Here is a 26078-nt window from a genome sequence, read left to right as displayed (position 1 = left end):
CCGCCCATTCAGCGTCTTCCATTCCGTTTGGAATTCCTCAATCTTTTGCCTACTTTCATCGTCCATGCATGAAGACGGCATCGAGATCGGGGCGGGATTCACAATGCAACTCGTTTTTTGAATGAACGGCAAACTGGTCCACCGCGGTATCGGTGCCCTTGTCTTCCTCATTTCGGCGGTTCAGTTTCTCTCCACCGTGCAGCCGTCGGTCTCATTCTGGGACCCCGGCGAAATCTCGGCCGCCGCGTACCTGCTGCTGGTCCCCCATCCCCCGGGCGGACCCCTCTTTTCGATCGTCGGGCGGGTACTCTTCCTGCTTCCGATCCCCGGGAACATCGGGCTTCGCATCAACCTTCTCTCCGTCTTCTCGAGCGCCTTTTCCGTCCTTCTCCTCTATCTCATTGCGGTAAAGCTCATCGAGGGGATGCGGAACCGTCCCGCCGGGCAGCCATGGGATCATGCCGGAACACGGATCTCCGCCGCGACGGGCGCGCTCGCCCTCTCGTTCTGCGATACCTTCTGGTTTAACGGCACGGAATCCAACTACTTCGCCGGTAGCACGCTGCTCTATTCGCTGATCGTCTGGTTGATGCTGACCTGGAACGAAAACGCCGAAAAGCCGCGAAGCACCCGCTACCTCGTGATGGCGGCCTTCCTCGTCGGCCTGTCGGCGGGGGTCCACCTGATGAGCGTCCTGGCGATCTCGGCGGTGGTCATGGTGGTCGTCCTGAGGCGTTCTGTGACCGACGACGACGCGTGCCGGAAGAGCGCGTACGTATTCTTGATTCACGTAGTCGTGATTCTGCTCGTGGCGGCCGGAATGTGGGCGAACCTCACCTCCGCCCAGGCTCCCACGCCCGACGAGTACCACCAGTATGATTCGAACTTCAAGCTGATCATGGCGGCGGTCAGCGCGCTGTTCGTCGCGCTCTTCTGGAAGCGCGTGTTCCACCGGAATTCGTTCTACCTCGCAGTCGCGGCCGGAGGCGTCGCCATGGGGATCGCCTATCCGGGCGTCGTGAAAGTTCTTCCGGCCCTCCTCCGGGAAATAGCCGGGAACGACAGCACGATCGGCGTCCTCGCGCTGGCGGCAATTCTCGCGGCTCTCGGCGCCCTCGCGTACTGGTTACAGAGGCAGCAGAAGGTGATGCTGCATACGGCGGTGCTCGGAATCATGGTCGCGATCATCGGCTTTACCACGTACACGCTCATCATCATCAGGGCCAATCAGGATCCGCCGATGAACGAGGACGACCCGAAGACATTCTCGGGACTCGTGACCTATCTGAACCGGGAGCAATACGGTGAATTTCCGATCTTCAAGAGGAGATGGTCGGGAGAGCCGCAGCATCAAACGACGTTCAGCAATTACTCCAGCGACCTGGATTTCTTCTGGCGATACCAGATCGATCACATGTTCAACCGCTACGTCTTCTGGAATTTTATCGGGAGGGAGTCGACCGTCCAGGATACGGGGGTGAACTGGGGCCAGCTCTTCGGGATTCCCTTCTTCGTCGCGCTCTTCGGGCTCTACTACCATTTCAAGAACGACTGGAAGATGGCCTCGGTGTTCCTGATGCTGTTTGTCCTGATGGGGTATCTCATCACGTTCTACCAGAACCAGCAGGAGTCCCAGCCGCGCGAGCGCGACTATTTTTATTCCGGGGCCTATTTTATCATGGCAGTCTGGATCGCCCTGGGGTTGCGGGGACTCCTCGACCTCGTGGCGGGGAGCCTCCGCCGCAGCACTCTGCTCAAACCCGCGTTCGCGGGGACGCTCCTCCTCGGAATCGTCATGATCCCCGGGAGAATGTTTCAGACGAACCACTTCACGCACGACCGGTCGGGGGACTGGATTCCGTGGGATACCGCCTACAATCTGCTCCAGAGCTGCCTGCCCGACGCGGTCCTCTTTACGAACGGCGATAACGACACGTTCCCGCTCTGGTACCTCCAGGACGTGGAGGGGGTCCGCCAGGACATCCGGGTCGTGAACCTGAGCCTCGTCAACACGAACTGGTACATCAAACAGCTGAAGCATCTCGAGCCCTTCGGCGCAAAGAAGGTGGCGATCGGCATGAGCGATGCCACGATCGACCGGCTTCAGCCGATCCAGTGGAAGCCGCGGGTGCTGACAATCCCGGTTCCGAAGCAAACGTTCCAGGAGTTCGGGGTGACCGACACCTCGCTCATCAACCGCGGTTCGATCTCGTTTACGATGCCGGCCACGCTCAATTTCGGCGATGTCCAGGCCATCCGGGTTCAGGATATCATGGTGAGGGAAATCATCGAGCAAAACGCGTGGAAGCGGCCCATCTCGTTCGCCATGACCTGTTCGGAGGATACGAAAATCGGAGCGGGGCAGTATATGCGGCTGGAGGGATTTGCGTATCGCTTGCTCCCCCAGAAGAGGAACCCCGACGCGAACGTGGAGTTTCTGAACGAGCCGGTGTTGAGGAAATGCCTATTCGACTCGTCCGCCGGGTACAGCACGACCTACAAACCCGGGTTCAGATTCCGCGGGCTCAACGACCCGACGGTGTTTAAGGACGACAACCAGGTCCATTACATCCAGAACTACCGGTATGTCTTCGCCAGGCTGGCGTCCTATTACATCACCGTGACGCATGAGAATGCGAAGGCGGTGGAGACCCTGGACCGGATGCAGCGGCTGATCCCTCCCGGCGTCATCGAGATGGACTTCCGCTTCCTCTACAGCATCGCAAACCTCTACTCGAGCGCCGGCGCCGACCAGCGATTCCGCGCACTCGCCGACACGATCGAGCAATTGGCCATGAATCAAACCAGGATCACCCCGATGGACTTCGAGGGGTTTTACTCCCCCTACAGGATTCTCCTCGATCTGTACGACAAGAAGGGGGAGTATCTCAAGGCCGCTGGGATTCTGGAGCGGGTCGACAGCCTCAGCCCCGGCAACGCCCAGATCCGGAAGGAGATCGAGCGCTACAAGGCACTCGCCGCGTCGCCGAAGACCGCAGATTCGGCAGCCCTGAGGAAATAGGCGGGGGAGGTCACTTTCCCTTCCGGATGTAAATGTCCCCGTTGAAGTTCTTGAACTGAATCTCGGACCCTCCGCCGTTGACCGCCCCGGTCATCATTTTCTCCAGAGTAACCCTGTACTTGCCGCGCCCCCCTCGTCCGTTGTCCTCCACTTTCGCCGGAGAGTTATCCATCCTGATGTCGAAATCGCTGTAGATTTCACCCTGGTCGGTTTTCATCCGCACCGTCGCCTTCAGGGAAGGGGGGAAGGTGACATCGATCGTTCCGTTCAGGGAGCTGAAGGACATTGATTTTTCCGGATTCACCGCCGCGAAGGAAACGGTGATATCTCCGTTGAGGGCGTCGAGGACGGCGGAGCCGCTCACATCGGTGACCGAGATCGACCCGTTCGTGTTGCTGATTTCCAAATCCCCCTTGACATGGGAGACATTGATATCGCCGTCATTGATCGAGCTCAGTTTCATCGAAGTATTCGCCGGCACCTGGATCGTCAGGTCGGTGGTCCGGCTTCCGCCCATCATGCCCATCCCGACCGTGACAACATTGTCGTCCTCTTCGACCGAGATGCCCGAGCTCGTGTTCGGGATCCGGTGGAGCCCCCGCACTTTTTCCCTCTTCTCGGAGTCGGATTGCTCATCATCCTCGTCGCGATTTTTTCCCTCGACGATGATTTCCTTTCCGGAGTACCCCGTGACCTTGATTCCGCCCGAAATGAGGCCCACTTTGAGAAACGCCGGCCGCGATGGATCGGACAGAGGGACTGAAAGGCGGTCCGCGGACTTTGTCTGGGCGACGAGCGCGGAATGCAAGAGAAACGCCGCGATGACGGCGATGGAACGGAGGGTGAAATGGTTCATAAGAAAGGCTCCTGGCTCTGTGTAATGTGGTCGGATCCGGATCTGCGATCCGAGTTGGGTTATTGATTCTTGACGATGTAGATATTCCCGTTGAGCGTGTCGAACGTCAGGTCGGGCCCGCCGCTCCCCACCCTGACTTTGAAGGAATCAGACGTGCGATACACCCGCTTTCGTTCGTGCTCCGGCCTGGCGGGGGGAGCCGGAGGGAGGCTTGCGACCTGAAAATCGGTGTAGACCTGTCCGTTGAATGTCTTCAGCCGGAGGTCCGCCGAGAGATCGTCCTGGAAACTGACGTCGACCTTGCCGTTGATGGTACGGAACGAGGAGGCAGCGGCCGGGTTCTTGGCGAAGCGGACCTCGATATTGCCGTTGACCGTCGAGATCGTTCCCGAGCCGTTGAGCCCCGACGCGACGATTCCCCCGTTGACATTCTCGATCCGGAACGACCCCTCGGCATTTTTGACGGAGATCTCGCCCCCGTTCACGGTCTTGAGAAAGAGATCGGTCCTGGCCGGAACGGCGATCTCGAAGTCGAACGTGGCGTCGTAACCGTAGTAGTCCCAGCCGTTTCCATGACCGCGGGAGGAGAGGGAGCCGTCCGCGCAACGCCACGGCGCATCGACATACAACATGATTCGGTCGGGTTCCGACGAGACGTCGAGCCGGATCTTCTCCTGCGCGACGGAGAGCCGCTCCTCTGATTCGGCGCGAAAGGTCTCACGAGCGACCAGCGTGGCTTCTGTCCCGTTCGTGCCGACGACATGGATGGAGCCGTTGATGTTGTCGACGACAAGGCGCCTCGCCGTGCCCGGTGGGGAGGAAAACGTAAGGGTCTTTCGGATTTCCTCCCTGTGGACTATATCTCCTGCCCGGGCGGAAGGCACGATCGCACACGAAATTGCCAGACTCCAGATGAAAACTCTTGCGTGGTTCATAGCTCAAGCCCTTGTAAGTTCCTGGATTCCCTGTTCGATTTTCTTCTTCACGGACGGATCGAGATTCGGGTCGCGGACCATCTGCTTGAATATGTCGATGGAGCCCTTCTCGTGAAACTGGATCATGAGGTCGACGATGGCCGCCTGCACGAGGGGAGAGGATTGCTTCGGAAGGGAGCGGATCAAGTCCTGCCTCAGCCCTGATTGGTTCGGGTTCCGGGAGAGCGCGTCGAGCGCGGCGAGACGGACGTTCATGTTGGGATCATATCGGAGTGTCTCGAGGAGCGCGGCTGTGATTTCCGCGTCGGGCTCCCCTGTGCGATAGCTCCAGCTCACTCCGCGGAGGCGCTCGCTGGCCGACTCCTGCTGCAGAAGCGAGAACGTGAGCAGCCTGCTGATCCCGCGGACTTCATTGTGCAACTGGGCGAGCTCCGTGTCCCCCGCGGGCTCCCCCTTCATCCGCGTGCCGATCAGGATTCCAACCGCGAGCCCGGCGAGGGCGAGAGCAAACTGGACTGCCGGCCGGCCCGGAAAGAGATTCTTGAGCCAGCTTCCCCTCGCACGGGAAGCCGGGGCGATTCTCCGGAAATCACTCCGCTCGTAACGATCCAGCATTTCATAGAAGCGGACCCGGACCGCCTCGTCCGGCTCCTCCTCCGGGAGGGAGCCGAGCGCGTCCCAGAGACCCTTCATCGAACGGAATTCCACCCGGCAGGGATCGCAGAGCTCGAGATGTGAGCGGATCTTCTGCATTTGTTGTTCCGCCAGGTCCCCGCTCAGGAAGGCGGCCAGATCGTCAATGACGTGATCGTTGATCATGGTTGTGGTTCTCCCGATAATTGTAAAAAGACTCTCCGAAGGTCCTGAACAGCCCGGTGAACCCGGACCTTCACCGCCTCAACCGAGCATCCGAGGAGTTCGGCGATCGCCGCATACTTCAGATTCTGGTACCTGCTCATCAGGATGATCTCCCTCTTCTCCTCCGGCAATTGTGCCAATGCCGCTTCGAGTATCGATACGTTCTGCCTGAACTCGGCCGAATCCCGCTGGGGCGGGTCATCGGGGCAGGAATGCACTTCTTCATCAAAGCTCGTCTCCTGGGCCCGCCGGCGCGCGGCGTCGATCCGCACGTTGCGGGCGATGTGATAGAGCCAGGTCCTGAATTGACCGTCGCCCCGGTAGGTATGCCGGTATTTGAGGATCCGGTAAAAAACCTCCTGAACCAGATCCTCGGCCAGCTCGCGGTCGCGCGTCAGGCGGACATAATGGTTATAGAGCATCACATGGTGTCGTTCAAAGAGCGGGGCGAGGTTTTGCAGCTCACCCTCGCGCACACTCTGCATCAACTGCGTATCCGTCGGTGAATTCACGCCTGCCTTACTGAGAGGATCCTTTAATGATACTAACCTGGTTTGGAAGGAAAGGTTACACGAAATATTGCAATTCGCCTAACGCGATCCAAATCAGCACCCGGCGGGGTGGCCTCCCAATTTGTCATCCTGAGCGAAGCGAAGGATCTCAAGACTAGTTAGACGGAGATCCTTCGCTCCACTTTGTGTCGCTCAGGATGACATTTCCTTTGAAAGTGAGCCACCAGCGCGAAAATTGATTAATACCACAGGATTTCATACCTTATGCCTGATTCTTTCCAAACGATACCGCCTACTGACCCGATAAGCCTTTGTCCACGACCGATCTTTACAACGCCGCCCCGCTCGTCTCAGTGTCATTCCTCGTTTTCCTGGTCATACTCCTCGAATCACTCGTGAAGCGGGCCGAGAACCTCAGTTACTGGGTAAGCGCGGCCGGACTCGCCGTCTGTGCGCTCGTTTCGATGTCGACGATCGGGAGCTCCGGAACCGCGTTCAACGGCATGCTGGTGGTGGGGGGGTACGCCGGTTTATTCGCTTCCCTCTTCATTCTCTCCGCGCTTGTCACAATTCTTCTCTCCCGGGAATACCTCAGGCGGCAGCATTCGCATGTCGGGGAATACTATCTTCTGGTGCTGTTCGCGACGCTCGGGATGATGTTCATGGCGGCCGCAGGCGACCTGATCATCATCTTTCTCGGGCTGGAGCTCATGTCGATCAGTCTCTATGTCCTGGCAGGATTTAACCGGAAGCGATTGATATCGAACGAGTCTTCCCTCAAGTACTTCCTGCTGGGTGCGTTCGCAACGGGCTTCCTGCTTTATGGGATCGCGTTTCTCTACGGAGCCGCCGGCACGACGAACATTCCCGGAATCGTCGGACAGTTCCCCGGGATTGCCGCTTCCGATTATTTCTGGGTGGGTCTCGGGCTGCTGATGGTCGGGTTGGCGTTTAAGGTGGGGGCGGTCCCGTTCCACATGTGGATTCCTGACGTCTACCAGGGGTCGCCGACGACGGTATCGGGTTTCATGTCTACCGGCGCAAAGGCGGCCGCATTCTCCGCGTTCGTCCTCGTCTTCGCGCATTCCGGGTTCGGCGCGTACCCGCGCCTCCGGATGGTCCTGGCGATTCTTTCCGCCGCCTCGATGGTTCTGGGAAACATCGTGGCGGTGGCGCAATCGAACATCAAGAGGATGCTCGCCTATTCGAGCATCGCTCACGCAGGCTACATGATCATCGGGCTGGCGGCATTCAACCAGCTCGGAAGGGATGGAATTCTCTATTATCTGACAGCCTATACGTTCATGAATCTCGGGGCGTTCGGGATCATTTCCGTCCTCGAAGTTGAGGAAGACCGGAACCTGTCGTTCGAGGATTACTCGGGACTGGCGGCGAAAAGGCCGTTTCTCGCAGCACTCATGTCGTTGTTCATGCTCTCGCTCGCCGGAATTCCCCCCCTCGCCGGTTTCTTCGGCAAATACTATCTCTTCGTGGCCGCGGTACAGGCCGATCTCACCTGGCTTGCGATCGTGGGCGTTCTGATGAGCGTCGTCTCGGCCTACTACTACCTGCGACTGATCATGGTGATGTATTTTCGCGCCGATACGGGCGCTGAACCGGTCATGCCTTCAGGGGTGTGCCTTGCCACGCTTGCCATCGCCGCGCTCCTGGTAATAGGTCTTGGGATCTACCCTTCCTCGGTACTGGCCGTCATCAGCAGCCTTCGCTGACCGGTGGAACCGCTCGTCACTGCACGCGAGATGCAAGAATTCGACCGGTCTGCAATCAAGCGGCTCGGGATACCGGGTGTCGTTCTGATGGAAAATGCCGGCTCAGGCGCGGTCGCGGTCATCGAAAAGCGCTTCGGACCTCTTGCGGGGCGCTCATTTACCGTCTTCTCGGGAAAAGGCAACAACGGGGGGGACGGTTTTGTCGTTTCCAGGCACCTCCTCAGTTGCGGGGCGAACGTGCTCGTCGCGCTCGTCGGCCGGAAAGCCGATCTGCGGCGCGATTCACGAACCAACTTCAACGCACTCCTCAAGCTCTCACGGGAACACCGGAGGGTGGCCCGGACCGGCGTGCTCCAGGTGAAAGAACTTCGATCAATTCGCGCCCTCAAGCTGCTCCCGAGGAGCGAGTTCGTAGTCGATGCGCTTTTCGGCACGGGGTTCTCCGGGAGTGTTCGCGGGTTTTCACGCAGAGTGATTGAATGGATCAATTCTTCCCGGGGAACGAACGTGAGCCTGGATCTACCCTCCGGCATCGATGCCGATAATGGAGAGATTGGGAATATCGCCGTCAAGGCTCAACTGACTGTTACAATGGGTTTGAAGAAGATCGGCTTACTGACAGGAGATGGAAGAAGTTATGCCGGATCTATTGAAGTCGCGAACATAGGCGTTCCGCCGGGCTGTCTGACCACTCCCGGTATTCGCACCTTTCTCCTGGGTCCCGAAGACGTGAGGCGAGCGTTGCCCGTACGCGCCTTCAACGCCCACAAACACAGTGTAGGGAAGGTCGTCGTTCTGGCGGGTTCCCGGGGCATGACAGGGGCTGCGGCCATGGCCTCCGCCTCTGCTCTCCGCTCGGGAGCAGGCGTGGTTGTTCTCGGCACACCGGCCTCTGTTTATCCGGTCCTCGCAAGGAAGCTCACGGAGGTGATGGTGGAACCGCTGCCGGAAACCTCCGAGGGATCGCTGAGCATGGCCGCCGGAAAGGCGATGCAGGAGCACCTCGATTGGGCCGACGTTCTGATCATCGGGCCCGGCCTCTCCCGAAACGAAGAGACGAGACGCCTCGTCAGAGAGATAATCGCCGGTTTCAGGAAACGTATCGTCGTCGACGCGGACGGCCTGAACGCCCTGGCGGGAAAGTTATCGGTCTTGAAGAGGGGGGGAAAGAGGGAGCTCATTCTCACTCCCCACACGGGCGAGCTCGCCCGGCTGACGGGACTCTCAGCCGTTGAGATCGAGCGGAACCGGGTGCAGGTTGCGCGGAAGGCGGCGAAGCGTTTCGGGGTCACGCTCGTCTTGAAGGGAGCGCCGACCGTGACAGTCTCCGGGAAGGGGGACCTTTTTGTGAACTCCACGGGCAACCCGGGGATGGCGACCGCAGGCTCGGGGGACGTCCTCTCCGGAATCATCGGCGCACTCTGGGCGCAGGGGCTGGGGAGCGCGGAGGCCGCCTACAGCGGCGTCTATCTGCACGGAAGGGCCGGCGATCTGGCCGGAGCCATGGTGGGAGAGAAGGGGCTCATGGCGATGGATATTTATGACAATCTCCCCCGCGCATTCCTCGGGATCGAGGGGAGATGAGTCCCCGGACCCGACATTTTCTCCGGTATCAGCTTCCCGCGATCGTTTGGGCGCTCGTCATTTTTGCCGCATCTTCGATACCTGCGTCCAAACTTCCCCGAATTGTCCTCAAGATAAGCGACAAAATCATCCATGCCTCGGTTTTTCTGGTGTTCGGACTCCTGGTCTACCGGGCGCTCGAGATACGGATCCAGAGGAGTTCATTCGACTGGCGGAGGGCTCTCCTCACCGTCTGCGCCGTGACTGCGTACGGGGTTCTCGATGAGCTCCATCAATCGTTCGTCCCGGGCCGCACGACCGATGTTTGGGACGCGACCGCCGATGCGACGGGAGGCTTGCTATCGGCGCTCATCCTCTACCTCGTCTACAGGCGAAGAAAGGTTGAGACGTCGCCCTAAGGTAGTGTCTTATTTTGTCATCCTGAGCACATTCGCTTCGCTCAGTGTAAACTCCGCGAAGGATCTCGAAGGTTGGAAAGACGAGATCCTTCGGTCCCTACGCTCCCTCAGGATGACATGTTTGGTGAAATTGAGATGCTACCCGCGATAATCCGGCGTTGCTTTTGGAACCGGAAATCTGTAACTTCTTACATAAATGGAATTTAGCGTCGAATGTCGGGATCACGGTGCCCGCGCGGGAACGATCACAACTGCCCACGGCAAGATCGAAACCCCCTGCTTCATGCCGGTGGGAACACAGGGAAGCGTCAAGTCGGTCTCTCCCCGCGAACTGGTTGAGCTCGGAGCTTCCACGATCCTCTGTAACACGTATCATCTCTATCTCAGGCCGGGCACGGAGGTGATCGATCTGTCGGGCGGGCTCCATCGGTTCATCGGCTGGGACCGTCCGATTCTCACCGACAGCGGCGGCTACCAGGTGTTCAGCCTTTCGGATTTGAGAAAGATCGGCGAGGAAGGGGTGCAATTCCGCTCGCAGGTGGACGGATCGGCGCATTCCTTCACCCCCGAGAGCGTCGTGGACATCCAGCGCCACCTCGGGACGGATTTGATGATGGTTCTGGACGAATGTACCCCGTTTCCCTGCCCGCCGGAATATGCGAAAAAGTCGAACGATCTCACCTTGCGGTGGGCGGCGAGGAGCCGTTCGCATTTTGAAAAGGCACCGTCAGTCCACGGGCATGAGCAGACTCTCTTTGCAATCGTTCAGGGAAGCGTCTACCCCGCGATCCGCGAGTATTCCGCCCGCGAGTTGGTCGGGATGGATTTCAAAGGATACGCGATCGGAGGCCTGGCGGTGGGCGAGCCGGCGGATGTGATGTACGAAATCGTTTCCTGTTGCACTCAGATATTGCCGGAGGAGAAGCCCCGGTATCTCATGGGGGTGGGAACTCCGGAGAACCTGCTCGAAGCGATCGAGCGGGGCGTCGACATGTTCGACTGCGTCCTTCCGACGCGCAACGGCCGGAACTCGATGCTCTTCACAGCGCACGGCGGGATGAATATCACGAACGCGCGGTACCGTCTCGACTGCGGGCCCGTCGATCCCGAATGCGGATGTTACACGTGCGGCCATTTCACGCGGGCGTACCTGCGCCATCTCTTCCAGGTGAAGGAGATTCTTGGACTGAGACTCGCGACGCTGCACAATCTCTTTTTCTACCAGTGGCTGATGCGCAACGCACGGTCGGCGATCCGGGAGGGTAAATTCGGATCGTGGAAACAGGAGCGGCTGGAGCTCCTGCGGCAGGAAGTGCCAATGTACTCATGAATACTCATCACTAACCGGAGGGTGGATTGAACGCGTCTCAAATATTCTTGATGGCTCCCCAGGGCGGCAGCGGCGGGGGAGGAATGTTCAGCACGGTCATCATGTTTTCGCTGATCATCCTGATTTTCTATTTTCTGATTCTCCGGCCGCAGCAGAAGCGGCAGAAGGAGCGGCAAAAACTGCTCGAGAGCGTGCAGAAAGGGGACAAGATCGTGACCGTCGGCGGAATGCATGGAACCGTGGTGGGCCTGGAAGAGAAAACGGTTCTCGTGCAGGTGGCGGAAAATGTGAAACTGAAATTCGAGCGGACCGCCGTGTCGAGCGTGACGCGGGCCTCCGATTCGACAGGGCAGGATATCGCAAAGCGCTAGCGAGGGAGAAGGGAAGAGGTTGATGGAAAAGACGAAAGGGTCGTTCAGCACGATTGACGACGCCGTCAGCGAGATCAAGGCGGGGAAGATCGTCATCGTCGTCGACGACGAGGACAGGGAGAACGAGGGCGATTTCGTCATCGCGGCGGAGCATTGCACCGCCGAGACGATCAATTTCATGGCCATGCACGGGCGGGGAATTATCTGCGCCGCCCTGACCCCCGAGCGGGCGAATGAGCTGAGGCTGGAGATGATGGTGGACAGCAACACCTCGCTCCACGAGACACCCTTCACCGTGTCTGTGGACTATATCCACGGCACCCGGACCGGGGTTTCCGCGTTTGACCGCGCGGCGACCGTCAGAGCACTGATCGACCCGAAGACCAAACCAAGCGACCTGGCAAGGCCCGGCCATATCTTTCCCCTTCGGGCTATGGACGGCGGCGTTTTGCGGCGCGCGGGGCACACGGAGGCGATCGTCGACCTCTGCCGCCTTGCGGGGCTGACACCTGCCGGAGTCCTGTGCGAAATCATGAACGAAGACGGGTCGATGGCGAGGGTGCCGCAGCTGCTCGAGGTCGTGCACCGGTTCGGCATGCGCCTGATCACGGTGAAGGATCTGATTCAATACCGCATGGAGCGCGAGAAGCTCGTCCACCGGGTCGTCAGCACGACGATGCCGACTCAGAACGGCACCTTTGAGATTCACCTCTACCGGAGCGAAACCGACAGCAAGGAGCACGTCGCGCTCGTCAAGGGATCCGTCACGGGGGATACTCCGGTGCTGGTGAGAGTCCACTCCGAATGCCTGACCGGCGACGTGTTCGGTTCATTACGGTGTGACTGCAACGAACAGCTGAATGCTGCGCTGAGATTGGTGGAGCAGGAGGGCCGCGGTGTCGTCCTGTATATGCGTCAGGAAGGGAGGGGAATCGGCCTGGCAAACAAGCTTAAGGCGTACCGGTTGCAGGATGGGGGGATGGATACTGTCGAAGCGAACGAAAAACTGGGCTTCCGCCCCGACCTGCGGGACTATGGGATAGGAGCACAAATCCTGCGTGACCTCGGGATAACGAAGATGAGGCTGATGACGAACAACCCGAAGAAGGTGGTCGGGTTGCACGGGTATGGGCTTGAAATCGTCGAACGTGTGCCCCTTGAAGCAGAAGTTCATGATTTGAATGAGAAGTACCTTAAAACGAAGAGGGATAAGCTTGGCCACCTCATACTGATCGACAGGAAAAGAAAATGAGAATTTCTCTTGCTTTTCTAAAATCAGAGTGGTAGATTGAAATAGTTAATGGCCTTCAGCCACCGTTCCGCTCTTCCCGGAATGATGGCTTTTCTTTTTATCACAGCCGAAGCGGCAATTTACTCCTTTAATGATGTAAGAGCATGGGAGATACGAACAAGAATAACGGGATCGTGTATCTCACACGGGAGCGATTGGTCGAATTGGAGCGAGAGTTGCACGAAATGAAGCTGCACGGAAGAGCCGAAATGGCGCGAAAAATCGCCGAGGCGCGTGCCCACGGCGACCTTTCCGAGAATGCGGAATATGACGCGGCCAAGGAGGAACAGCAGCATTTTGAATTGCGGGTCGCCAAGCTCGAGCACACTCTCTCCCGAGCGAGAATCATAGAAAGCAAAGAACTTCCTAACGATAAGGTCTATATACTGTCGAGAGTTAAGCTAAAGGACCTCAAGACAAATGAGATCGTCGATTATACCCTGGTCTCACCTGAGGAGGCTGATTTCGAGAAAGACAAGATCTCCGTTACTTCGCCGCTGGGGAGGGGCTTGATGGGCAAGACCGAGGGGGAAATCACAAAGATTCCCGTCCCCGCAGGAACCCTCGAATATGAGATCCTCGAGATCTCAAGATAGCGGGACCCCTTCTGAACTGCCCCATGCCCGATGGGGGATATGTTGATTTTCCCTGCTTTCCTGCTCCCTCCAGAATTAGAGAATTCGCGTCAGATCGGCATCTGACCGTTTGCACAGATTTAAAAATTTCAGTATATTGACCTGCTTTGTGCGCGGGAATAGCTCAGTTGGTAGAGCGTCACCTTGCCAAGGTGAATGTCGCGGGTCCGAATCCCGTTTCCCGCTCAAGCTTTTCCGGAAGAGGCATCCCTTCATCCCGCGGCATGGGAGAGGGGTAGTGACCTCGTCTTTGAGCTGCCCCGCCGCCCCCATCGCACCAGGTGGCGGGGCTTTGTTGTAGTTAGACCGGCGCCGTACCCAAGTGGTAAGGGAGAGGTCTGCAAAACCTTTATGCGGCGGTTCGAGTCCGCCCGGCGCCTCAGTTCGGTGCGAAGCCGGCAGTCCGCCTCTCCGCGTCTCCGGCAGTACGCCGGAATATTTGAGGCATCGGCCGGGAAGCTCCGCCCCCAGGGGCGGGGAAACTCTCGAGCAGTAGAAGCAGTGAGCCGGGGTGGCGAAACTGGTAGACGCACAGGACTTAAAATCCTGTTCTCCGCAAGGGGAGTACCGGTTCAATTCCGGTCCCCGGCACCCTCGGCTGACTTCAACGGGCTCTTAGCTCAGTTGGTTAGAGCGCTACCTTGACATGGTAGAGGTCACAGGTTCGACTCCTGTAGAGCCCACGGGATTGGAGCGTGAGAAGGGTTCAGGCGAAACGGCCCGACTCGGAGTTACGATACTCTGCGATGATCATGGAGAAAATCAAACTGACATTTCCCGATAAGAGCGTGCGGGAATTCGACCGGGGTGTCACGGGCCTGGAGATTGCGAAGGGAATCAGCAACTCCCTCGCCCGCGAGGCGCTTGCGATCGAGTTCAAGGGCGAGGTGCGGGATCTCTCGCGCAGGATTGAAGAGGACGGACCGATCAATATCCTGAAGTGGAAGGATGCCGGCGGAAAGTACGCCTTCTGGCACAGTTCGGCGCACGTGATGGCGGAATCGATCGAGTCTCTCTTCCCCGGCACAAAATTCGGAATCGGACCCCCCATCGACGAGGGGTTTTATTACGACATCGATATGGGGGATCATTCGCTCTCGCCGGAAGACCTCGAGAAGATCGAAAACCGGATGTACGAGTTCGCGAGCCGCGACGTTCCCTTCCAGCGTGAGGAAAAATCGTGGGAAGAGGCGGCGGAATATTTCAGGAAGAAGGGCGATCCGTATAAGCTTGAATTGCTCGAGGGCCTGAAGGGGGAGACGATCAGCTTTTACCGGCAGGGGAATTTTGTCGATCTCTGCTATGGGCCGCATATCCCGTCGACGGGCAGGATCAAGGCGATCAAGCTGTTGAACGTTGCCGGCGCCTACTGGCGGGGCGACGTCAAGCGGAAGATGCTGCAGCGGATCTACGGCGTGACATTTCCGAGCAAGCAGGAGCTCGACGCGCACCTCTTCCGGCTGGAGGAGGCCAGGCGGCGGGATCACCGCAAAGTCGGCAAGGAGCTCGACCTCTTCGTCTTCCACGATATCGCCCCGGGAGCCCCGTTCTGGCTGCCGAAGGGGATGATCGTGTTCCGCGAGCTCGAAGCATTCTTACGGTCGGAGCTCGACAAGCGCGGTTACCAGGAAATCAGCACGCCGATCATGGTCAAGAAGGACTTGTGGGAGCAATCGGGTCACTGGACCCACTACCGGGAAAACATGTTCACGCTCGAGAATGAAGAGACGACGTTCAGCCTCAAGCCGATGAACTGCCCGGAGAGCACTTACGTCTTCCGCCATAAGATCAGGAGCTACAAGGACCTGCCGCTGAGATTCTCCGAAATCGGACGCCTTCACCGGAACGAGTTGTCGGGCGCCCTGGGGGGGATGTTTCGCGTCCGGCAAATCACGATGGACGACGCGCATATCTACTGCCGGCCGGACCAGATCCTGCAGGAGATCGACGGATTGATCGACCTGGTGTCGCATTTTTATTCGGTGTTCGGCTTGAAGCCCTCCTACAACCTCTCCACCCGCCCCGACAACGCGATGGGGGACGAGACGTTGTGGAGCCAGGCGGAAGCGAGCCTGGAGCAAGCGCTCAAGAACAGGCAGATCGCATTCAACCTCAAGCCGAAGGACGGCGCTTTTTACGGGCCGAAAATCGACGTGCAGATTGAAGATGCGATCGGGCGTCAGTGGCAGGTCGCGACGATCCAGCTCGATTTCGTGATGCTCCCGGAGCGGTTCGCCCTCGAGTACGTGGCCGAAGACGGCTCGCGCCAGCGGCCGGTTGCGATCCACAGGGCGATATTCGGATCATTCGAGCGGTTCATCGGCATCATCACCGAACACTTTTTCGGGGCGTTTCCGGCGTGGCTGGCCCCGGTTCAGGCGGTCGTCCTGCCGATCACGGACGCGCAGCTTGACTATGCCTCGAAGGTTTGCGATCTTCTCAAGTCGGACGGCGTGCGCGCCGAGGTCGACACCCGGAACGAAAAAATCGGATTCAAAATTCGCGAGTGGGAATTGAAAAAAGCGCCGTACATGCTCGTCGTGGGGGAAAAAGAGAAAGCCTCGGGCGAGGTGGCGGTCCGGCAGCATACGAAAGGCAACGTGGGGAATGTCGCCGCGAGCGCATTCCTCGAAACGATCAGGCAGGAAATCCGCCAGAAGCTCATCACCTCATAGGAGAGACATCATCAAGGGATCAGACCGTATACGCGTGAACGATGAAATCCGGGTGCCCAAGGTCCGGATCATCGACGATGCAGGACAGCTTGGGATCATGACACCCGCCGAGGGTATCAAACTGGCCCAGCAGCGGGGGCTGGATCTCATCGAAATAGTCCCGAATGCGACGCCTCCCGTCTGCAAGATCATGGACTTCGGGAAGTTCAAGTACGAGCAGACGAAAAAGGACAAGATCCAGCGCAAGCACCAGCACGTCACACAGCTGAAAGAGCTGAGGTTTCATCCGAACACGGACGACCACGATTTTGAATTCAAGACCCGGCATGCGAAGCGGTTCCTTGCCGAAGGCCATAAGGTGAAGGCGACCGTCGTGTTCAAGGGACGGGAAATCACCTACAAAGAACACGGGGAGGACATCCTCCGGCGCCTGGCGGAACAATTGACCGACGTGGCGAAGGTGGATCAGACGGCGAAATTGGAGGGAAGAAGCATGGCGATGATTTTTGCTCCCGACCGGGGGCCGAAGAAGAAGGCTGAAGAGAAACCGAAAACAGAACCGAAATCATAACAGGAAGCGCATCATGCCGAAAATGAAGTCAAATTCAGGAGCGAAGAAACGATTCAAGCGGACCGCCTCCGGGAAGTTCAAGCGTCACAAGGCGTTCCGGAGCCACATGCTGTCCTCGAAATCGAGCAGGCGGAAACGCCACCTTCGCAAATCGACTCTCGTGTCGTTCACGGAGGACAAGAAAATCGATACGATGATCCAGTCGTAACGATCACTCTCCGGACCGTACCGGGTCCGGCGGGCATTCAAACAGCTATCAGACCAAGGAGAAGAAAGAGCCATGCCGCGTTCGCAGAATAAGGTAGCCTCGCATCGTCGCCGGAAGCGCTTGCTTGCAAGGGCGAAGGGATACTGGGGTGCAAGGAGCAAAGTTCTTACAGTCGCAAAGCATCACCTCGACAAAGCCGGCCAGCACGCCTATCGCGATCGGCGGTTAAAGAAGCGTGAATTCCGCACGCTCTGGATCGCACGGATCAACGCCGCGGCCCGCATCCATGGGACCACCTACTCGCGGCTGATTGCCGCGCTGGACAAGAAGGAAGTCCAGATCAACCGGAAAGTCCTTTCCGACCTCGCATCACGGAGTCCTGAAGCATTTGCCGAGATAGTGAAGTTCTCGGGCGCCTCGCGCTGATCGCGTTCCGATGCGCGGCAATTCCGATCGCTCCCCCGGTTCCCGGCGCGGAGTGACACAAGATGATTGCAGTCCCACGCCCTCCTAGAGTGCGTGGCGCATGGATCATCCGATACCACAAGACCTCAGGGAACAGATCGACCGGGTTCAACGGGACGCTCTCCTGGAAATCGGCTCTGCTGAGAACCTTCCTGCCCTGGAATCCCTCCGGATCAAGTACCTCTCCCGCAAGGGAATAGTCGCCCATCATTTCGAGTTGCTGGGGGGCGCCCCGCCCGAACTGCGGCCCGGACTGGGCAAGCGTCTGAACGAGATGCGGTCCTCCGTCCAGGCGGTCTTTCAGGAGAAAGAGCTCTCTCTCGGGGCCCACAAAGGACCGCCGCGGAAGGCGCCCGACCTCACCCTGCCCGGCCGCAAGCGCTGGATCGGCTCCACGCACCCCCTCTCCCAGACACTCGACGAGATCAAGAGAATTTTTTTCGGAATGGGCTTCGGGGTCGCAGTCGGGCCTGAGATCGAGGACGACTACCACAATTTTGAGGCATTAAACTTCCCGCCCGACCACCCCGCGCGCGACATGCAGGACACTTTTTTCATTTCGGGCAAGTACCTGATGCGCACGCACACCTCTCCCGCGCAGATCCGTGTGATGGAAAAACAGAAACCCCCGGTCCGGATCATCGTGCCTGGAAGGGTCTACCGGAACGAGGCGATAAGTTCCCGGAGTTACTGCCTCTTTCATCAGGTGGAGGGCCTCTACGTCGACCGGGGCGTCACATTCAGCGACCTGAAGGGAACCCTGGTTTCCTTTGCCCGGCAGTTTTACGGGAGCACGACCAGGTACCGGTTCAGGCCCAGCTATTTTCCCTTCACAGAGCCGAGCGCTGAAATGGACATCAGCTGCGTCCTTTGCGCCGGGAAAGGGTGCAAGGTCTGCAAGTTCACCGGCTGGCTTGAAATCCTCGGGTGCGGCATGGTAGACCCGAATGTCTACGGGTTTGTGGGGTACGATCCCGAGATCTACACCGGTTATGCGTTCGGGATCGGAGTCGACCGGATGACGATGCTCAGATACGGAATCGACGACATCAGGCTGCTGTTTGAAAATGACGTCCGATTCTTGAATCAATTTCGATAAACCCTTAAAGAATGAAGCTTTCTCTCAATTGGCTCAAGGAGTATGTAGGAATCAGCGCTCCGGTGAGCGAACTCGCCGAACGCCTGACCATGCTCGGACTTGAGGTTGAGGATGTCCACGACCTCGGCGAACGGTACAAGGGGTTCATCATCGGGGCAGTTCTTGACGTGAGAAAACACCCGGGCGCCGATAAACTCGTTCTCTGCAGGGTGAACACCGGGGCGGAGATTTTGGAGATCGTTTGCGGCGCCCCGAACGTCGGATCGGGACAACGCGTTGTGGTCGCCCTTCCGGGAGCAGTGGTTCCGCATGACCAGCATGATCCTCAAGGGAAGCCGTTCAAGGTCACCCGCGCTAAGATTCGGGGAGAGGTCTCCAACGGCATGATCTGCTCCGAGTACGAGCTCGATTTGGGCGGAGACCGGGACGGCATTCTGATTCTTGGGGACGGGGCGAAACCCGGGCAGGCGCTGGCCGATTACCTGGGCCTGGATGACATTGTGCTCGAAATCGGCGTCACCCCGAACAGACCCGATGCGTTGAGCCATATCGGGATCGCGCGTGAAATTGCGCTCCTCTATACGGGAAAACTCACAATTCCTTCCGCGAGAATCAAAGAAGCCAAGAAAAAGGCTTCGGGCGCCGCCCGGGTAAGGATAGAAGACCGGATCAACTGTCCGCGCTACACCGCCCGCGTCGTGGAAGGTGTGACAATCGCAGATTCCCCGGAATGGATCAAGAAGCGTTTGACAGCGGTTGGTATTCGACCTGTGAATAATGTGGTCGACATAACCAACTATGTTCTCATGGAGATCGGACAACCGCTTCATGCTTTCGATTATGATAAAATAGCGGGGAAGGAGATCATCGTCAGGCAGTCGGCGAAGGGGGAATCGTTCACCACTCTTGACGGCAAGGCACGGCTCCTTCAGGGGTCCGAACTGATGATATGTGATCGCAGCGGGGCGATCGCACTGGCCGGAGTCATGGGAGGAGCAAACAGTGAAATTTCCGCCTCCACCAGGAATGTCTTCATTGAAAGCGCCTATTTTAACCCCAGGAGCATCAGGAGAACATCGAAGGCGCTCGGCCTCAGCACCGACGCCTCGCAGCGGTTCGAGCGGGGGATGGATCCGAACGGTACGGTCTGGGCTGCCGATCGGGCCGCTTCATTGATTCAATCCGAGTGCGGAGGGGAGATACTCAAAGGGAGGATCGATGTTTACCCCCGAAAGGTAACGCCCCGAAGGATTCCCCTGAGGGTTGAGAAAGTGAATGACCTGCTTGGCATAACGCTAACAGCGAAAGAGATTTCTCAGCTTCTCAAGAGACTCTGGATCTTCCCGGCGCAGAAGAAAACCTCGAAGCTGGCGTCTGCGCAACTTACCTTTGAGGCTCCGACATGGAGGCCTGATCTCGAACGGGAAATCGATTTGATTGAAGAGGTCGCCCGGGTCTATGGCTACGATAGAATAGACGCGAAGTCCGGCGCGGAAGTGCGCTATGCGGAAACGACTCATTCAGATGATTTCGAGGGATACCTTCGCCAGTTGCTGTCCGGTTCCGGTTTCAACGAGATGGTCACAAATAGCATGCAGGAGAGATCGGTCGCAGGCCTGACCTCAGAACATGTTGTCGAGATCGCCAATCCGATCAGCAAGGATATGGCCGCCCTCAGGACCAGCCTGATACCGAGTCTCCTCAGCGTCGTTGGCAACAACATCTCCCACGGTTCGCGGGATATTCGTCTATTTGAGATTGGAAAGGCATATTTTAGGGAAGATACGCCGCCGAATCAGGGGAGCACACCCGAGTTCAGAGAAGAAACCCGGCTCGTACTGGGGCTATCGGGCTCGGCCCTTCCCAGGAGCTGGGATCGCAAGCCCCGCCAATTTGACATGAGCGACTTGAAGGGAGAGGTGGAGGCTTTATTCAACAAGATTTTTCTTGACAAATTTAAATTTATTCCTTATTCTACTACCAAAGCTTTAACTGAGGTAGGGCTAAGTATTGAAATCAATGGACGTGATGCCGGCATGATGGGCCGGATCCGTGCGGATGTCCTGAAGAAGTTTGAGGTTGAGCAAGACCTCTTCGTCGCCGAGTTATCCATTGATGCCCTGGAGAGCAGTCGCTCCGGGGTACGATCGTATCGACCGCTTCCGAGGTATCCTTCCGTCGTGCGTGATCTGGCTCTCACAGTCGACCAGGCCGTCGAGACGGGGAGAATCGAGGAAGAGATTAGATCTGCCGGGGGCCAGCTCCTCACAAAAGTCGAACTATTCGATATCTTTTCCGGCGAGCAAATCGAAGCGGGGAAAAAGAGTTGCGCTTTTGCTTTAGAGTTCATGTCTGAAGACCATACCCTGGTACAGGAAGAAGTAGATAAGATCATGGAGAAGATTATCCAGCGGGTGGCATCGCGCCTACAAGCAACTTTGAGATCCTAGGAGAATAACTGTGAATGAATCGCCCGCCGAAGTGGAGATGACCATGGTGAATGAAAACCGCCTGCTGGAAGGCGTCTTTAAAGTAGTTTGGGAGAAGACGCGGGCCACCGCGGAGCTGATCCGTCAGCTCCGGGAAGAGAAAAGGGGACTTCTGCAGCGTGTCGCGGAACTCGAGAGTGAAGCTGAGAAGCTCCTTGGGGCCGCAGTGAAGCAGGAACAGGAGCTGAAAAGGTTGAGGGCGGAGCACGCCGCGATGGTAAGCTCCGCGGACGGCAATGTTCTTTCGGCAGACGAGAAAGAGCGTTTAAAGGGGAAGATACGCGACCTCATCGCGAAAATTAATTCGTACCTGTAGTTTTTTGTAGATTGCAGATGTATTTTTTGGTATGTTTGACTGGGAATAGATCGGTTTACTATCTGACGAAAACAGGGCTCAAAACAACATGACAACGGACGGTAAGAGCATCAAGGTAAAAATCTTCGGTTCGGAGTACCCCCTGCGCGGAGAGAGCGAAGAAATGACGAAGAAAGTGGCGGGGTATGTGGATGAAATGATCAGCACCATTTACGAAAAGATCCCCGAACAACCGCCGTTGACCGTTGCTGTCCTATCTGCATTGAACATCACGGAAGACCTATTCAAAGAGAGAGAACGGAACAGGGAGCTTACGGATCTTGTTGAGCAAGAAGTAGAGAAGATCAGTGAGCACCTGGATCAATGCCTTAGGGCTCAAGCGTAGTAGACGTTCTTTTCCTGTTCTTTACATAAAAGATGGTGCGTTGATCAAACCGCACTGTCAGCCTAAGACCGGATTGAAATAATCCGGTTGGTGAGTCAAACATATTAAAGAATCTGACAAGTAACTTTAATAGGGAACTCGACTCATGGGCGTCTTATTACGGGCCTCGATCCCGCCCCGGTGAAAGCCGGGCGGGGTTCTGCTCCGGTTCCGCTCACCGCGGGCCGGGCGGACAGTGGAAGTAAGAAACGCTCAGGGGAGTACCCACCGTGTCTTGAAAGAGATTCTTCAATACACATTGACTTCCAGGCTGCGTGCGGTTTTTTTTATGCCCTTGATCGTGCGGAGTTGTGGGGATTCACCTTGGAGGGAGCATGACGTTTGAACTCATCATCATAATTCCGGCTCTCCTGGCCATCTCGGGGGGATTTTTCGCCCTGGGGTGGTATTACAACATCAGGAGCGGCAGGAACAAGGTCGAAAGCGCGCAGTCCCGCGCCGAAAAGATCATTTCCGAAGCGGAAAAAGACGCCGGCAATCTCAAGAAGGAGAAGCTTCTTGAGGTAAAGGACGAATGGTACAAGAAGAAACAACAGTTCGAACAGGAAGCGACCGCGAAGCGAAGCAAACATCAGGCCTTCGAGAAGCAGCTCGCCGACCGGGAGGAGAACCTTGAACGCAAGGTTGAAATGTTCAATAAGAAAGAAAAGGATATCGGCGCGCTTAAAGTGACGCTTGAAGAGCGTCTGAAGAGCATCGATGAAAAAAATGCCACGCTCGCCCGGGTCCTCGTCGAGGAAAACCAGAGGCTGGAGCGATCCTCCGGACTATCCCGCGAGGAGGCGAAGAGGATCCTGATCGAGAACCTTACGAACGAAACGAAGTCGGAAGCTTCCCAGATGCTGAAAGAAATTCGCGACACTGCCAGGGGCGAGGCGAAGAAGGAAGCTCAGAAAATCATCATCCAGGCGATCCAGCGTACCGCGGCCGATCATTGTGTCGAGACCACCGTCAGCGTGCTCCATATCCAGAGCGATGAGATGAAGGGCCGGATCATAGGGAAAGAGGGGAGGAACATCAAGGCGTTCGAGGCTGCCACCGGGGTCGATGTCATTGTGGACGATACGCCCGAGGCGGTGATCCTCTCCGGTTTCGACCCCCTTCGCCGAGAGGTGGCCCGCATCGCCCTCGAGCGGTTGATCGCCGACGGGCGGATCCATCCGGCAAGGATCGAGGAGGTGGTGGAAAAGGTGAGACAGGAGCTTGATGAGGAACTTCTCCATGTGGGGGAAAACGCCATCCTGGAGAGCGGGTTGCACGGAGGACATCAAGACTTGCTTCGGTTCATCGGTCGAATGAAATACCGTTCCAGTTACGGCCAAAACCTTCTCTCGCACAGTCTCGAGGTGGCCCACCTGACCGGGCTGATGGCGGCGGAATTCGGATTTGATGCGCACATCGCGAAACGCGCCGGCTTGCTCCATGATATCGGCAAAACCGTCGACCGGAATGTCGAGGGGCCCCACGCGCTTGTCGGGTATGACCTGGTCAAGAAATTCGGGGAGCATCCGATTGTCGTCAATGCAGTCGGATCGCATCACGAGGATATTCCCATGGAGCATCCGATAGCGGCCCTCGTGCAGGCCGCAGATGCCATCAGCGGGGCGAGACCGGGTGCGAGGCGGGAATCGGTCGAGGCGTACGCGAAACGGCTCGAACGCCTCGAAAGCATGGCAAAATCTTTTGACGGGGTCTCCAACACGTACGCGATTCAGGCGGGACGGGAAATCCGTGTCATTGTGGAGCATGAGAAAATCGACGACGCGAGGGCGGATCAGCTCGCCCACGACATCGCGAAGAAAATCCAGGCGGAAATGGGGTATCCCGGGCAGATTAAGATCACGGTGATTCGTGAAACCCGTGCAATCGCCTACGCCCGGTAGCCGCGACCTTCAGGTCGTGTGCAGTTTAACGCAGGCTAAAGCCTGCGCCTACCAAACCCAGGGAATCGGTAGGCGCGACCTTCAGGTCGCGTTCTCATGAGGATAAACCTGAAGCAGAGAGCCACACCACTCTCCATAGGGATTACAGGGGGAATCGGAAGCGGTAAGACGGCCGCCGCGAAGATCTTCGGCACGCTCGGCGCGAAAGTCCTTTTCGCGGACGAGATTGCCTCCCGGCTGATCGACGGAGAGCGTGAAACACGGAACCGGATCAAGCGGGCGCTCGGTCCGGGCGCGCTTCTGCCCGACGGATCGCTCGACAGAAAGGCGGTGGCAAAGCTGGTTTTCAACGACGACCGTTTGAAAGCCAGGCTCGACGAAATTGTCCACCCCGCCGTCCTGGCGGCAATCGGCGGCGAGATTACAAGGTTCAGGCGCTCCGGCAAGGAGCCGATGCTTATGGTCGAGGCGGCCATCCTCTACGAGGCCCACGCCGAGGATCTGTTCGATTACGTAATCGTCATCGATGCCCCCGAAAAAGACCGCATCGAGCGCGTCATGACAAGGGACCACTCGAGCCGCGCAGAGGTGCTCCAGCGTATGCGGGCGCAACTCCCCGCGGCGGCCAAGGTTGCGAGGGCGGATTTCGTCGTGCGGAACTCCGGGGATCTCCGAACCCTGGCTCAACATTGCAGGTTCGTCCACCGGATCCTCACCGGCCTCGCCTCATCGGGTCACCCGCCGTCCGCATAGCCCTCCTCCTTCATGAAAATCCAATCTGATGTCCTGATCATCGGGAGCGGGATCGCGGGCCTCTCGTTCGCCCTCAAGGCTGCGGCCCACGGTTCGGTTTCTCTTATCACGAAGAAGCAGAAGGCCGAATCCAACACGAACTATGCCCAGGGCGGCATCGCGGCCGTCGTCGCGCCGGACGATTCCTTCGATCTGCATATCCGGGATACGCTGGATGCGGGCGTCGGCCTCTGCCACCGCGATGCCGTCGAGCTGCTCGTGGAGGAAGGCCCGGAACGCCTCAGGGAGCTGATGCAGATGGGCGTCGATTTTACCAAGGACGAAGGAGGACTCGATCTCGGCCGCGAAGGGGGCCATTCGCGGAACCGTATCGCGCACGCGCACGACCGGAGCGGCTGGGAAATCGAACGCGCCCTCCTCCAGCAAATCAGTTCCCACCCCCGGATTTCCGTCTTCGAGAATCACCTCGCGATCGATCTGATCACGGAGCACAACCTCGGAGTTCCGATTTCGAGATCGACGCCGATTCATTGCTGGGGGGCGTATGCGCTCGACGTCAAGGACAATATCGTGAAGTCTTTTCTGGCGCCGCTCACGATTCTCTGCAGCGGCGGAGCGGGCCAGGCGTACCTCCACACGACAAATCCTCCCATCGCCACCGGGGACGGAATCGCCATGGCATACCGTGCCGGAGCGACGATCGCAAACATGGAGTTCATACAGTTCCACCCCACGACGCTCCATCATTCCGGCTCACCGGCGTTCCTGATCTCCGAGGCGATCCGGGGATTCGGGGCTGTTCTCCGGACCGCTTCCGGAGAAGAGTTCATGCAGCGCTACGATCAGAGAGGATCCCTGGCGCCCCGCGACATCGTCGCGAGGGCCATCGACACCGAACTGAAGCGGAGGGGAGACCCCTACGTGCTTCTCGACCTGCGCCATCTCGATCCGGCGCAGGTCCGTGAACGCTTTCCCAATATTTACGAGACCTGCCTCATGAAATACCGTCTCGATATCACGAGGGAACCGGTGCCGGTCGTCCCCGCGGCCCATTATTCGTGCGGCGGGGTCCTCACGGACCTGAACGGCCGGACATCGATCGGGCAATTGTACGCGTGCGGCGAAGTGGCGATGACGGGCGTCCACGGTGCAAACCGGCTTGCCAGCAATTCCCTGCTGGAGGCGGTTGTCTTCTCGCATCGGGCGTATCTCGACGCCCGGGAGCAGCTGAAAAAGCGAGCGTCCGGCCTTCCTTCCGTTCCGGACTGGGATGAGAGCGGGACCTTCGACGCGGAGGAATGGGTCCTGATCGAACACGACCGGACCGAGATTCAACAGATCATGTGGGATTACGTCGGGATTGTCCGCTCCGACCGCCGGCTCGAGCGCGCGCGAAGGCGCCTTCGGTTGATTACGGATGAAATCGAGGAGTTCTACAAGCGGACCAAGGTCGTGGAAGGGCTCATCGAACTGAGAAACCTCGCGACGGTCGCGACGCTCATCGTCCGGTGCGCGATCACCCGCAAGGAGAGCCGCGGACTCCACTTCACCACCGATTATCCCGGACGGGACGACGAGCACTGGTGCAGGGATACGCTTCTCTCGCTCTGGGACGAGCCCGAAACCTTGAGTCCCGGCTGATTTTTCCCTAT

23 protein-coding genes and 4 tRNA genes are annotated in these 26078 nt (G+C 58.0%); 23 read left to right on the top strand and 4 right to left on the bottom strand.

The genetic code is table 11. The features are described from left to right. Window positions 1-121 precede the first annotated feature (121 nt). Entirely contained in the window at window positions 122-3022 is a 2901-nt protein-coding gene (locus VI215_07220) for a DUF2723 domain-containing protein (protein HEY6192100.1), read from the top strand. Window positions 3023-3032: 10 nt separating this feature from the next. Here VI215_07220 and VI215_07215 read toward each other — a convergent pair whose 3' ends face one another. From VI215_07215 to VI215_07200, 4 genes are read right to left on the bottom strand one after another with little or no spacing between them, the layout of a single operon-like run. Further along, the gene (locus tag VI215_07215) at window positions 3033-3878 is read right to left on the bottom strand and encodes a hypothetical protein (protein ID HEY6192099.1); all 846 of its coding nucleotides are present in this window, start codon (window positions 3876-3878) and stop codon (window positions 3033-3035) included. Window positions 3879-3937: 59 nt separating this feature from the next. After that, window positions 3938-4813, bottom strand: a complete 876-nt coding sequence (locus VI215_07210; GenBank protein HEY6192098.1) for a hypothetical protein — start codon at window positions 4811-4813, stop codon at window positions 3938-3940. Between the two features lie 3 nt (window positions 4814-4816). After that, entirely contained in the window at window positions 4817-5632 is an 816-nt protein-coding gene (locus VI215_07205; protein ID HEY6192097.1) for a HEAT repeat domain-containing protein, read from the bottom strand. Next, window positions 5629-6183 (bottom strand): sigma-70 family RNA polymerase sigma factor, encoded by a 555-nt coding sequence (locus VI215_07200; GenBank protein HEY6192096.1) that lies wholly within the window; start codon window positions 6181-6183, stop codon window positions 5629-5631. The genes VI215_07205 and VI215_07200 overlap by 4 nt, the downstream gene beginning before the upstream one ends. A 311-nt stretch (window positions 6184-6494) precedes the next feature. Here VI215_07200 and VI215_07195 point away from each other — a divergent pair, with 311 nt between their 5' ends. The 22 genes from VI215_07195 (at window position 6495) to nadB (ending at window position 26067) form a co-directional block, all read left to right on the top strand. After that, the gene (locus VI215_07195; protein ID HEY6192095.1) at window positions 6495-7913 is read left to right on the top strand and encodes an NADH-quinone oxidoreductase subunit N; all 1419 of its coding nucleotides are present in this window, start codon (window positions 6495-6497) and stop codon (window positions 7911-7913) included. 3 nt (window positions 7914-7916) lie between these two features. After that, the gene (locus VI215_07190) at window positions 7917-9497 is read left to right on the top strand and encodes an NAD(P)H-hydrate dehydratase (GenBank protein ID HEY6192094.1); all 1581 of its coding nucleotides are present in this window, start codon (window positions 7917-7919) and stop codon (window positions 9495-9497) included. Beyond that, window positions 9494-9895, top strand: coding sequence for a VanZ family protein (locus VI215_07185; protein HEY6192093.1), 402 nt, complete (start codon window positions 9494-9496; stop codon window positions 9893-9895). The genes VI215_07190 and VI215_07185 overlap by 4 nt, the downstream gene beginning before the upstream one ends. Before the next feature lie 196 nt (window positions 9896-10091). After that, window positions 10092-11225: a tRNA guanosine(34) transglycosylase Tgt gene (gene tgt, locus VI215_07180; GenBank protein HEY6192092.1), complete on the top strand. Its 1134-nt coding sequence runs from the start codon at window positions 10092-10094 to the stop codon at window positions 11223-11225. Between the two features lie 26 nt (window positions 11226-11251). Then, window positions 11252-11596, top strand: coding sequence for a preprotein translocase subunit YajC (gene yajC / locus VI215_07175; GenBank protein ID HEY6192091.1), 345 nt, complete (start codon window positions 11252-11254; stop codon window positions 11594-11596). 22 nt (window positions 11597-11618) lie between these two features. Then, the gene (locus tag VI215_07170; GenBank protein HEY6192090.1) at window positions 11619-12848 is read left to right on the top strand and encodes a bifunctional 3,4-dihydroxy-2-butanone-4-phosphate synthase/GTP cyclohydrolase II; all 1230 of its coding nucleotides are present in this window, start codon (window positions 11619-11621) and stop codon (window positions 12846-12848) included. Between the two features lie 143 nt (window positions 12849-12991). Beyond that, complete coding sequence (gene greA / locus VI215_07165; protein HEY6192089.1) at window positions 12992-13483, top strand: transcription elongation factor GreA; 492 nt, start codon at window positions 12992-12994, stop codon at window positions 13481-13483. A 152-nt stretch (window positions 13484-13635) separates the two neighbouring features. Further along, a tRNA-Gly gene (locus VI215_07160) sits at window positions 13636-13708 on the top strand. A 122-nt stretch (window positions 13709-13830) separates the two neighbouring features. Continuing rightward, window positions 13831-13902: transfer RNA gene (locus tag VI215_07155), tRNA-Cys, on the top strand. Between the two features lie 125 nt (window positions 13903-14027). Beyond that, window positions 14028-14113, top strand: a tRNA-Leu gene (locus VI215_07150). 18 nt (window positions 14114-14131) lie between these two features. Beyond that, window positions 14132-14205, top strand: a tRNA-Val gene (locus tag VI215_07145). 69 nt (window positions 14206-14274) lie between these two features. After that, a complete protein-coding gene (gene thrS / locus VI215_07140; GenBank protein HEY6192088.1) occupies window positions 14275-16197 on the top strand; it encodes a threonine--tRNA ligase in 1923 nt (640 codons plus the stop codon). Between the two features lie 34 nt (window positions 16198-16231). Next, complete coding sequence (gene infC, locus VI215_07135) at window positions 16232-16768, top strand: translation initiation factor IF-3 (protein HEY6192087.1); 537 nt, start codon at window positions 16232-16234, stop codon at window positions 16766-16768. A gap of 13 nt (window positions 16769-16781) precedes the next feature. Further along, complete coding sequence (gene rpmI, locus VI215_07130; protein ID HEY6192086.1) at window positions 16782-16976, top strand: 50S ribosomal protein L35; 195 nt, start codon at window positions 16782-16784, stop codon at window positions 16974-16976. Between the two features lie 72 nt (window positions 16977-17048). After that, on the top strand, window positions 17049-17402 hold the full coding sequence (rplT, locus tag VI215_07125) for a 50S ribosomal protein L20 (protein HEY6192085.1): 354 nt from the start codon (window positions 17049-17051) through the stop codon (window positions 17400-17402). Between the two features lie 100 nt (window positions 17403-17502). Beyond that, entirely contained in the window at window positions 17503-18540 is a 1038-nt protein-coding gene (gene pheS, locus VI215_07120) for a phenylalanine--tRNA ligase subunit alpha (protein ID HEY6192084.1), read from the top strand. Between the two features lie 11 nt (window positions 18541-18551). Then, window positions 18552-20990, top strand: a complete 2439-nt coding sequence (gene pheT / locus VI215_07115; GenBank protein ID HEY6192083.1) for a phenylalanine--tRNA ligase subunit beta — start codon at window positions 18552-18554, stop codon at window positions 20988-20990. Window positions 20991-21033: 43 nt separating this feature from the next. Beyond that, window positions 21034-21345: a hypothetical protein gene (locus VI215_07110; GenBank protein HEY6192082.1), complete on the top strand. Its 312-nt coding sequence runs from the start codon at window positions 21034-21036 to the stop codon at window positions 21343-21345. Window positions 21346-21433: 88 nt separating this feature from the next. Further along, window positions 21434-21730, top strand: coding sequence for a cell division protein ZapA (locus VI215_07105; protein HEY6192081.1), 297 nt, complete (start codon window positions 21434-21436; stop codon window positions 21728-21730). Between the two features lie 374 nt (window positions 21731-22104). Continuing rightward, window positions 22105-23673, top strand: a complete 1569-nt coding sequence (rny, locus tag VI215_07100; protein ID HEY6192080.1) for a ribonuclease Y — start codon at window positions 22105-22107, stop codon at window positions 23671-23673. 96 nt (window positions 23674-23769) lie between these two features. Continuing rightward, a complete protein-coding gene (gene coaE / locus VI215_07095) occupies window positions 23770-24426 on the top strand; it encodes a dephospho-CoA kinase (protein HEY6192079.1) in 657 nt (218 codons plus the stop codon). 12 nt (window positions 24427-24438) lie between these two features. Beyond that, window positions 24439-26067 carry an L-aspartate oxidase gene (nadB, locus tag VI215_07090; GenBank protein ID HEY6192078.1) on the top strand — a complete coding sequence of 543 codons (1629 nt, stop codon included), beginning with the start codon at window positions 24439-24441 and terminating at the stop codon, window positions 26065-26067. Window positions 26068-26078 lie beyond the last annotated feature (11 nt).

It is taken from the genome of Bacteroidota bacterium (assembly GCA_036522515.1).
GTDB lineage: Bacteria > Bacteroidota > Ignavibacteria > UBA10030 > SZUA-254 > VBOC01.
Note: the sequence above shows the minus strand (reverse complement) of the source record. Positions and strands in the feature narration are given on the sequence as shown.

Coding starts and splice junctions, on each gene's coding strand:
- VI215_07220 (HEY6192100.1), top strand. CDS start 122: ATGAACGGCAAACTGGTCCACCGCGGTATCGGTGCCCTTGTCTTCCTC.
- VI215_07215 (HEY6192099.1), bottom strand. CDS start 3,878: ATGAACCATTTCACCCTCCGTTCCATCGCCGTCATCGCGGCGTTTCTC.
- VI215_07210 (HEY6192098.1), bottom strand. CDS start 4,813: ATGAACCACGCAAGAGTTTTCATCTGGAGTCTGGCAATTTCGTGTGCG.
- VI215_07205 (HEY6192097.1), bottom strand. CDS start 5,632: ATGATCAACGATCACGTCATTGACGATCTGGCCGCCTTCCTGAGCGGG.
- VI215_07185 (HEY6192093.1), top strand. CDS start 9,494: ATGAGTCCCCGGACCCGACATTTTCTCCGGTATCAGCTTCCCGCGATC.
- tgt (HEY6192092.1), top strand. CDS start 10,092: ATGGAATTTAGCGTCGAATGTCGGGATCACGGTGCCCGCGCGGGAACG.
- VI215_07170 (HEY6192090.1), top strand. CDS start 11,619: ATGGAAAAGACGAAAGGGTCGTTCAGCACGATTGACGACGCCGTCAGC.
- greA (HEY6192089.1), top strand. CDS start 12,992: ATGGGAGATACGAACAAGAATAACGGGATCGTGTATCTCACACGGGAG.
- thrS (HEY6192088.1), top strand. CDS start 14,275: ATGGAGAAAATCAAACTGACATTTCCCGATAAGAGCGTGCGGGAATTC.
- rpmI (HEY6192086.1), top strand. CDS start 16,782: ATGCCGAAAATGAAGTCAAATTCAGGAGCGAAGAAACGATTCAAGCGG.
- rplT (HEY6192085.1), top strand. CDS start 17,049: ATGCCGCGTTCGCAGAATAAGGTAGCCTCGCATCGTCGCCGGAAGCGC.
- pheS (HEY6192084.1), top strand. CDS start 17,503: ATGGATCATCCGATACCACAAGACCTCAGGGAACAGATCGACCGGGTT.
- pheT (HEY6192083.1), top strand. CDS start 18,552: ATGAAGCTTTCTCTCAATTGGCTCAAGGAGTATGTAGGAATCAGCGCT.
- VI215_07110 (HEY6192082.1), top strand. CDS start 21,034: ATGGTGAATGAAAACCGCCTGCTGGAAGGCGTCTTTAAAGTAGTTTGG.
- VI215_07105 (HEY6192081.1), top strand. CDS start 21,434: ATGACAACGGACGGTAAGAGCATCAAGGTAAAAATCTTCGGTTCGGAG.
- rny (HEY6192080.1), top strand. CDS start 22,105: ATGACGTTTGAACTCATCATCATAATTCCGGCTCTCCTGGCCATCTCG.
- coaE (HEY6192079.1), top strand. CDS start 23,770: ATGAGGATAAACCTGAAGCAGAGAGCCACACCACTCTCCATAGGGATT.
- nadB (HEY6192078.1), top strand. CDS start 24,439: ATGAAAATCCAATCTGATGTCCTGATCATCGGGAGCGGGATCGCGGGC.